This is a genomic window from Marispirochaeta aestuarii (genome assembly GCF_002087085.1).
In the GTDB taxonomy this organism is placed as follows: Bacteria; Spirochaetota; Spirochaetia; order JC444; family Marispirochaetaceae; genus Marispirochaeta; species Marispirochaeta aestuarii.
In genome coordinates, this window is record NZ_MWQY01000030.1 from 20,146 (window position 1) to 27,317 (window position 7,172).

The 7,172-nt window shown below is 53.6% G+C and carries 5 protein-coding genes; all 5 read right to left on the minus strand.

All coding sequences use genetic code 11. From position 1 onward, the window contains the following. Positions 1 to 64: 64 nt before the first annotated feature. The 5 genes from B4O97_RS18010 to B4O97_RS18030 all read right to left on the minus strand — a co-directional run bounded on the left by B4O97_RS18010 (position 65) and on the right by B4O97_RS18030 (position 7,061). Positions 65 to 1,792 (minus strand): outer membrane protein assembly factor BamB family protein, encoded by a 1,728-nt coding sequence (locus B4O97_RS18010; RefSeq protein WP_083052911.1) that lies wholly within the window; start codon positions 1,790 to 1,792, stop codon positions 65 to 67. 5 nt (positions 1,793 to 1,797) lie between these two features. Then, a complete protein-coding gene (locus B4O97_RS18015; RefSeq protein ID WP_083052912.1) occupies positions 1,798 to 2,508 on the minus strand; it encodes an endonuclease III domain-containing protein in 711 nt (236 codons plus the stop codon). 8 nt (positions 2,509 to 2,516) lie between these two features. Then, positions 2,517 to 5,177, minus strand: a complete 2,661-nt coding sequence (ppdK, locus tag B4O97_RS18020) for a pyruvate, phosphate dikinase (protein ID WP_083052913.1) — start codon at positions 5,175 to 5,177, stop codon at positions 2,517 to 2,519. Positions 5,178 to 5,345: 168 nt separating this feature from the next. Next, positions 5,346 to 6,218, minus strand: coding sequence for a sigma-70 family RNA polymerase sigma factor (locus tag B4O97_RS18025; protein ID WP_083052914.1), 873 nt, complete (start codon positions 6,216 to 6,218; stop codon positions 5,346 to 5,348). Between the two features lie 174 nt (positions 6,219 to 6,392). After that, entirely contained in the window at positions 6,393 to 7,061 is a 669-nt protein-coding gene (locus B4O97_RS18030; RefSeq protein ID WP_083052915.1) for an SEC-C domain-containing protein, read from the minus strand. Positions 7,062 to 7,172 lie beyond the last annotated feature (111 nt).

The window sequence follows — 7,172 nt, forward strand, 5'->3', positions numbered from 1 at the left end:
GCAACCTCCACACATCTTCAGTATAAGCCACAGGACCGGTTTTGACAGCCCATTTCTCATATCTTCAGGTTTCGAAGCGGAGAATTTTAAGCGCCCATTCACGGGACATCCTGTCCCTGGATCGTCGATATACTTCAACAGCGCATTCGTAGAGCGAGCGGTCGGGAGCAGACCCATTATATGCAAGTATCCTGTGCAGTGCTTCCATGGAAACCGCGGTAAGGCCGGGTTTCGTTTCAATTGTGTTCCCCGCCAGAAGAATACCTGCAATAGTTCTGGTTGACCTGGCATCGGGATCGCTTCCAATACGCCCGAGCCCCTGTATGGCGACGATCCTGTTGTCGGAAAACCACTCCCGGGCTGCGGCGGTGCGCAGGGTATGCAATGAGGCATATGCGGCTTCCCGGGAGAGCAGTTCCAGGGCCTCTTTTCGCAGATCCGGGTAGTCGTTGACAACACGTCCGCTCTGGAGAATAGGCCTTTCGAAGGGTTCCCCGGCAATATCGCGGGCAAAATTTCCATAGTAGGGAGGATACCGTCGATCACCGGGGCTGCTCTTGTTCAGAATCTCCTGAATAATATCAAGAGCCATCTCACGGCCTTCCCGTCCGCCGGAAGCCATGAGAGCGGAAAGCAGCAGATAATCAGGTTCACTTTTCCATATCTCCACCGGTCGTGCTGCTCCGACAAAACGCCTGTTCCAGCGATTGCCGGTCTCAGCCCCGGGACCGCTCCACACTTGATTGTCCCGGGCCCTGCTTGCAAGGGCATAGATGTTCCAGTCTTCACTGCCGGCGATGAGTCCTCCGGTGGAGGACAGTCCCGCCGTGGTCAGTCTGGAAGGGATGCTGCCGCTCCCTGTGAGTTCCCCCTCCCTGGAAAAGGTTTTTACTCCCCCTCCCCCGCCGACGGCAAGCAGACCGTCTTCCAGGGAAAAGAGCCCCACCGGGCGAGGTACTGCATACACCGCATCATGCAGCATCTCACCATCCCGGCTGAGGAAGCTAAGCCTGCCCGAGGCATCGAGGGCAGCGATTCCTCCACTGAATTCTGCAAGATAAAGGGCAAAGTTTTCCAGCCGCCTCGTCCACAGCAGGGTTCCCTGAAGGGAAACCTTTGCGATTGTCCCTTCGTCGCTGGAAGCATAAAGGGCTGTTTCGGCGGCAAGTGCCGCCGTCTGCCTGCCTGCCAGGCGAAAACGCCAGAGAAAACGTCCCCAGGGCAGCCAGGCATTCAGGAACCCGGAGCCGTCGGGAACAATCAAAACGCCCCGGGAATCGATCAGGCTCTGTCCTCCCGGGCCGCCGTTCAGGGTCTCCTTCCACAGGAGTTCTCCCCGATGATCAAGAGCAGTCAGGGTCCCGGAGGCGTCAACAAGAAAAATCCGTCCATCAGCGCTGATAACCGGATCGAAAGCGAGGGGCGCGGAAAGGTGATGCCGCCACAGGAGTCCACCGGATGGATTTATCGCTGCAAGGGAACTGCGAAAGGAAATATAGACGGTGCCGTCGACTCCCAGGGCGTTAAAGCCCTGGGGCACCCCCGGAAGATCGGAGCGGGAAAGAATCTGTCCCTGCCGGTCGACGCGGTACAGATAGCGGTCCTCCGAAGCTGCAAGAAACATGCCGTCATGGTCCTCCATGGGCCGTCCGCTTACCCTTCCTCCCGTGGGCAGCCTGAAAAGGAGCGACAGCTCAGGGATTTCCGTGTCAATTGAATAGAGAGAGAAGCCCACAACAAGAAGCAGAGTCAGCAGAACAGGCTTGCCGCCGGGACTCCACCGCGTAATCACCGTAGTCAAGCTCCCTGACTGCTGAGACAGAATGAACTGCACGGACACCCGCGGCAGACAGGCCGGGCGCTGCAGTGCTCCTTTCCGTGCTTCACGATAAGAGCGTGATACTCGGCGTAGAGGTCCGCTTTTTTGGGAAGGGCTTTTTCAAAGATTGATTTCACCCTTTCATATTCACCTATTTTCTGTTCTCCCGCAAGACGGGCATGAAAACGTCGTGTATACAGGTCCGCAATAAAAGAGGCCTCGTTACCGGCGTACAGGAGAATCGAATCAGCAGTCTCCGGACCGATCCCCTTCAGGGACAGCAGAAAATTCCTTCCATGAGAGCCATCTGTACCACTGTCTGATTCTCCAAAGAGAAGGGGGATAAGCTCCTTGAGACGCCGCGCTTTCTGCCGGTAGTACCCGCTGGGCCGGATAAGTGTTTCCAGCTCTGCCACGGAGATTTCCGCAATACTCTCCGGGGATAGAGCCTTTGCATTAAGCAGGTTTTCAAGGGCCATTTCCACGTTCTTCCAGCTGGTATTCTGGGTTAGGACTGCTCCAAGGGTAATCTCGAAACGTTCTGCCCTGTTAAGGGGATGCAGTGCAGGGGAAAGACGATAGCCCCGGCTGTCGAAACCGGGGCTGTCGCGTTTTGATACCAGGGGCCACCACCCCTGGTATCCGTAGGCAGCTGACAGAATCTTGTAAACATCAAAGACTGTCGGCATGGAGAATATCAGGTTCTGGCCGCGATAGCCGCCTGTGCCGCTGCAAGCCGTGCCACCGGAACCCTGAAGGGGGAACAGGAGACATAGTTCAGACCTGTTTTATAGAAGAACTCGATGGACCGGGGGTCTCCTCCGTGCTCGCCGCAGACACCCATCTTCATATCCGGTTTTGTCTTGCGTCCAAGCTCAACGGCGGTGGCCACCAGGCGTCCGACTCCGGAAATATCGATACTGGAGAAGGGGTCGTGGTGCAGGATGTTCTGCTCCAGGTAGAGGGGAATAAAACTTCCCGCGTCGTCCCGGGAGAAACCGTAGGTCATCTGGGTCAGGTCATTGGTACCGAAAGAGAAGAAGTCCGCATGTTCTGCAATCTCGTCGGCGGTCATCGCAGCTCTGGGAATTTCGATCATGGTCCCCACAGAGTAGTTGATGCTCATTTTCCGCCTGGCGAGCACGTCCTGCGCCACGGCTTCGATCCGGTCATGCATTATCTGGGTCTCTTCCCTGGTTCCCACCAGGGGTATCATAATCTCAGGATGAATATCCCCTCCCGATTTTACGACATCGCAGGCTGCAAGCATTATTGCCTCCACCTGCATTTCGTATATTTCGGGATAGGTGATCCCAAGACGGCATCCCCGGTGCCCGAGCATGGGGTTTGCTTCTTTAAGGTTCGCAATCTTTTCCCTCAGCTTTGCAGGCTTGATTCCCAGCTCGTCGGAGATTGTCTTGATATCCTTGACTGTGGAGGGAACAAACTCGTGAAGCGGCGGATCGAGGAGCCGGATTGTAACGGGAAGACCGTTCATGGCCTTGAAGATCCCCGCGAAGTCTTTCTTCTGCAGGGGAAGCAGCTTTTTCAGGGCCGCCTTTCTGTCCTCCAGGGTATCGGAAACAATCATCTCCTGAAAGATTTCCAGTTTTCCATCGTCGAAGAACATGTGCTCGGTACGGCACAGACCGATACCCTCGGCGCCAAAGGAGCGGGCTACCTTGGCATCATTGGGCTGGTCCGCATTGGTCCGGATAACGATGCCCTTGTCCTTAAGGCCGGGCCGTACCGCGGATTTCCGGATTTTATCGGTCCAGCTTAAAAAGCGGGTCAGGTCCTGGGTCATTTTGGGAACGGAAAGGATTGCCTTTCCGGAATAGACATTCCCGGTGGTTCCGTTAATGGTGATCCAGTCACCCTCCTTGTACTTCTTCCCTCCCACGGTAAAACTCTTTCCGGTGATTACGATATCCTTACAGCCGGCGACACAGGGGGTGCCCATACCCCGGGCGACAACCGCCGCGTGGGAGGTCATTCCGCCGGTGGAGGTAAGAACGCCCTCTGCGGCATGCATACCGCCGATATCCTCCGGACTGGTCTCTTTCCGGACCAGCAGTACCTTCTGCCCGACGGCGACCCAGCGTTCCGCCTCTTCAGCGGAAAAAACAACCTGGCCGGTGGCGGCTCCGGGGGAGGCGTTCAGTCCGGTGGCTATCAGCTCCATTACCTGTTTCTGCTTCGGATCGATATTGGGATGAAAGAGCTGGTCGAGCTGTGCAGGGCTTACCCTGCTTACCGCCGTCTCCTCGTCAATGAGCTTCTCGTCCACCATGTCGACGGCGCATTTTACCGCTGCAGCTCCGGTCCTTTTGGCGTTCCTGGTCTGAAGAATAAAGAGCTCTCCCTCCTGGAGGGTAAATTCCATATCCTGCATGTCCCGGTAATGATTCTCCAGCCGGTCCTTCAGTGCCACAAGCTTCCTGTAGGCTTCAGGATTCGTCTTTTTCAGGGAAGAAATAGGCTCGGGGGTACGGATTCCCGCCACCACGTCCTCTCCCTGGGCGTTCATGAGGTACTCTCCGTAAAAAACGTTCTTTCCTGTGGAAGGATCCCGGGAAAAGCAGACTCCGGTACCGGAGGTATCTCCAAAGTTGCCGAACACCATGGTCTGGACATTTACTGCTGTTCCAAGAAGACCATCGATGGCATTGATTTTACGGTATTTTATGGCCTGAGGGTTGTTCCAGGATCCGAAGACCGCGTCAATGGCAGCCTTGAGCTGCTTTTTGGGGTCCTGGGGGAACTCCTCTTTTTTATGTTTCTTGTACGCCTGCTTGTACAGTCCTACAAGCTTTTCCAGGTCTCCGGCATCAAGCTGGGTATCCAGCTCAACACCCTTGTTCTTTTTCATTTTTGCCAGGATTTCCTCGAAAACGTCGATGTCCATGCCCATGGCTACATTGGCAAACATCTGAATAAAGCGCCGGTAGGCGTCCCAGGCAAAGCGGGGATTCCCGGTCTGGGAGCTTATTCCCCTGACGGCCTGATCGTTCATGCCAAGGTTCAGGATGGTATCCATCATACCGGGCATGGAAACTGCTGCACCGGAACGTACGGACACCAGCAGGGGATCCTCAGGGTCACCCAGTTTTTTTCCCATCAGCTTCTCGAGCTTGTCCAGGTTTTCATCGACCTGATTCAGTACACCCGAAGGATAGGTACGGTCATTCTCATAATAGGCCCTGCACACCGCTGTAGAGATCGTGAAACCCGGGGGTACAGGGATCCCGAGGTTTGTCATTTCAGCGAGATTTGCTCCTTTTCCTCCAAGAAGCTCCTTCATGCCGGCGTTTCCGTCGGCTTTGCCGTTACCGAAGAAATAGACGAATTTCTCCATAGATAATTTCTTCCTCCATATTTGTTACCGCCGTTTTTCCAGCGGCCAGAATTCGCATAACAATTGGTCTTACCAGTTCCACACTATATAGGAAATACAAAATAAAAAAAAGCCCCCGATACCACATATGTGATAATTGGGGGCATTATATTCAACCCGTGGGACAGATCAAGCCGTATAGGCCTCGAGATACTGACTCCGGGAGGGGTGCTGAAGCCGTTTAATGGCTTTCTTTTCGATCTGACGGATCCGCTCTTTGGTCAGGTTGTACTTGTCGCCGATCTCCTTTAACGAGAGAGGACTGAAACCGTTCAGGCCGAAGCGGTACTGGATTATCTCCGACTCCTTTTCCGTGAGCGTGTTCAGGACTTCATTGATATCCTCGATCAGGGAATGCTCAATGGCTGCGTCCTCAGGATGTTCATAACCGGAATCTTCGATGAAATCACCCAGCTGGGACGAATCCTTTTCGTTGTACACTGGAGTTTCCAGGGAAACCAGGTCTCTGGATATGTTGATCAGGTCGAGGACATGGGATTCATCCATGTTAACCGCCCTTGCGATCTCTTTGAGTTCGGGGTCTTCTGCTTTTCCGGACTGCAGCTCCTTTCTGGCTTTTTCTATCTGCACCAGTTCATTCGCACGGTTAAGGGGAAGCCGTATCATCCTGGATTTCTCGCAGATGGCTTTGAGAATTGCCTGCCGGATCCACCAGACAGCGTAGGAGATAAAGTGGTACCCCTTCTCCACATCAAAGCGCTCTATCGCATTCATCAGGCCTATATTGCCTTCGCTTATCAGGTCGGTCAGGGGCAGTCCCTGATTCTGGTATTTCTTGGCGACGTTGACCACAAAGCGCAGATTCGACTTGACGAGCATATCCTTGGCATACTGTTCGCCCCTGGCAGCAGCTCTGGCGTACTTATCCTCTTCTTCCCTGGTCAGAAGGGGGATCTGATTGATCTCCTTCAGATACATGGAAAGGACGTTTTCGTCATCGTATGTACTTCTTGTGCCGTTATATCGTCTGTTCTGGGCCATTTATGCCTCCTGATAATATAGATGCAATCTACATGCCAACTCAGAAGGAATTGTTAAAATTGTTATCTCCTTACTATATAAATAATTATAATGCATTACTTTTATAATCAGAAATATAGAAAATGCCGACTGTGTCGATATAACCCATTTAGCTGTTTATACGCTTATACTGCGTCAAAAAAGACCATACAGGAGCTCTTCGTCGCATTTAATGCGTCCGCAGCATTGCCCATAGGGTAGTCCGCTGTGGCAGGGACAGGGATCGTCGGGGGAAACCCTGGATCTGGAAAAGAAATCCACTTGAATAATCTCGTGCTTTTCCGCAGGAAGTGAAAAATAGGGAAAAATTATCTCAACATCAGAAAAAAGAGCCAGCTTTTCGCTGTTGCTTTTCCCCCGGAGTACCCCGGAGCGAAGAATACCCTGCCAGTATTCGAAAATAAGATCCCAGATCATGTCTTTTTCGCCCTGGCTGCCTATTTTACGGCTGCGCTTTGATTCCAGATACTTTTTCAGCTGAACGGAGTAGAAGGCATTCCAGTCGTCCAGCTCACTGCTCATCTGCCGGAGCATTCCGTAATCGTTCATGTAGCGATCCGCCATCCTGCCGGCATAACTGCGCTTATGCAGACCGCGGGCGGTCAGCCAGGTTTTCAGGGCCGATGATGGAAGTCCGACCTGTTTAAGCACGATACCGATATAGAACAGCGTTCTGACCAGCTCCTGACGCTCGTCTACAGGACAGCTGCGCAGTGCTTTTCGGAAATACTCAAGGGCGATCTGCGGACGATGCCGGGCAAGAAAACGCCTGCCCGTCCGGAAGGATCTGCTGCTGGCATGCATAGTAACTCCTTGAAATAAAATACTTAAGCCCGGGCTCTTTGACAACCGCCCTTGACCCCAGGGCGAACGCACATAAACTCATCCAGGCAGGCGGCGGTCGATAGCCTCGTC

Excerpts from the sequence above, each read along its gene's own strand:
- B4O97_RS18015 (WP_083052912.1), bottom strand. The coding sequence starts at position 2,508 with ATGCCGACAGTCTTTGATGTTTACAAGATTCTGTCAGCTGCCTACGGA.
- ppdK (WP_083052913.1), bottom strand. The coding sequence starts at position 5,177 with ATGGAGAAATTCGTCTATTTCTTCGGTAACGGCAAAGCCGACGGAAAC.
- B4O97_RS18025 (WP_083052914.1), bottom strand. The coding sequence starts at position 6,218 with ATGGCCCAGAACAGACGATATAACGGCACAAGAAGTACATACGATGAC.
- B4O97_RS18030 (WP_083052915.1), bottom strand. The coding sequence starts at position 7,061 with ATGCATGCCAGCAGCAGATCCTTCCGGACGGGCAGGCGTTTTCTTGCC.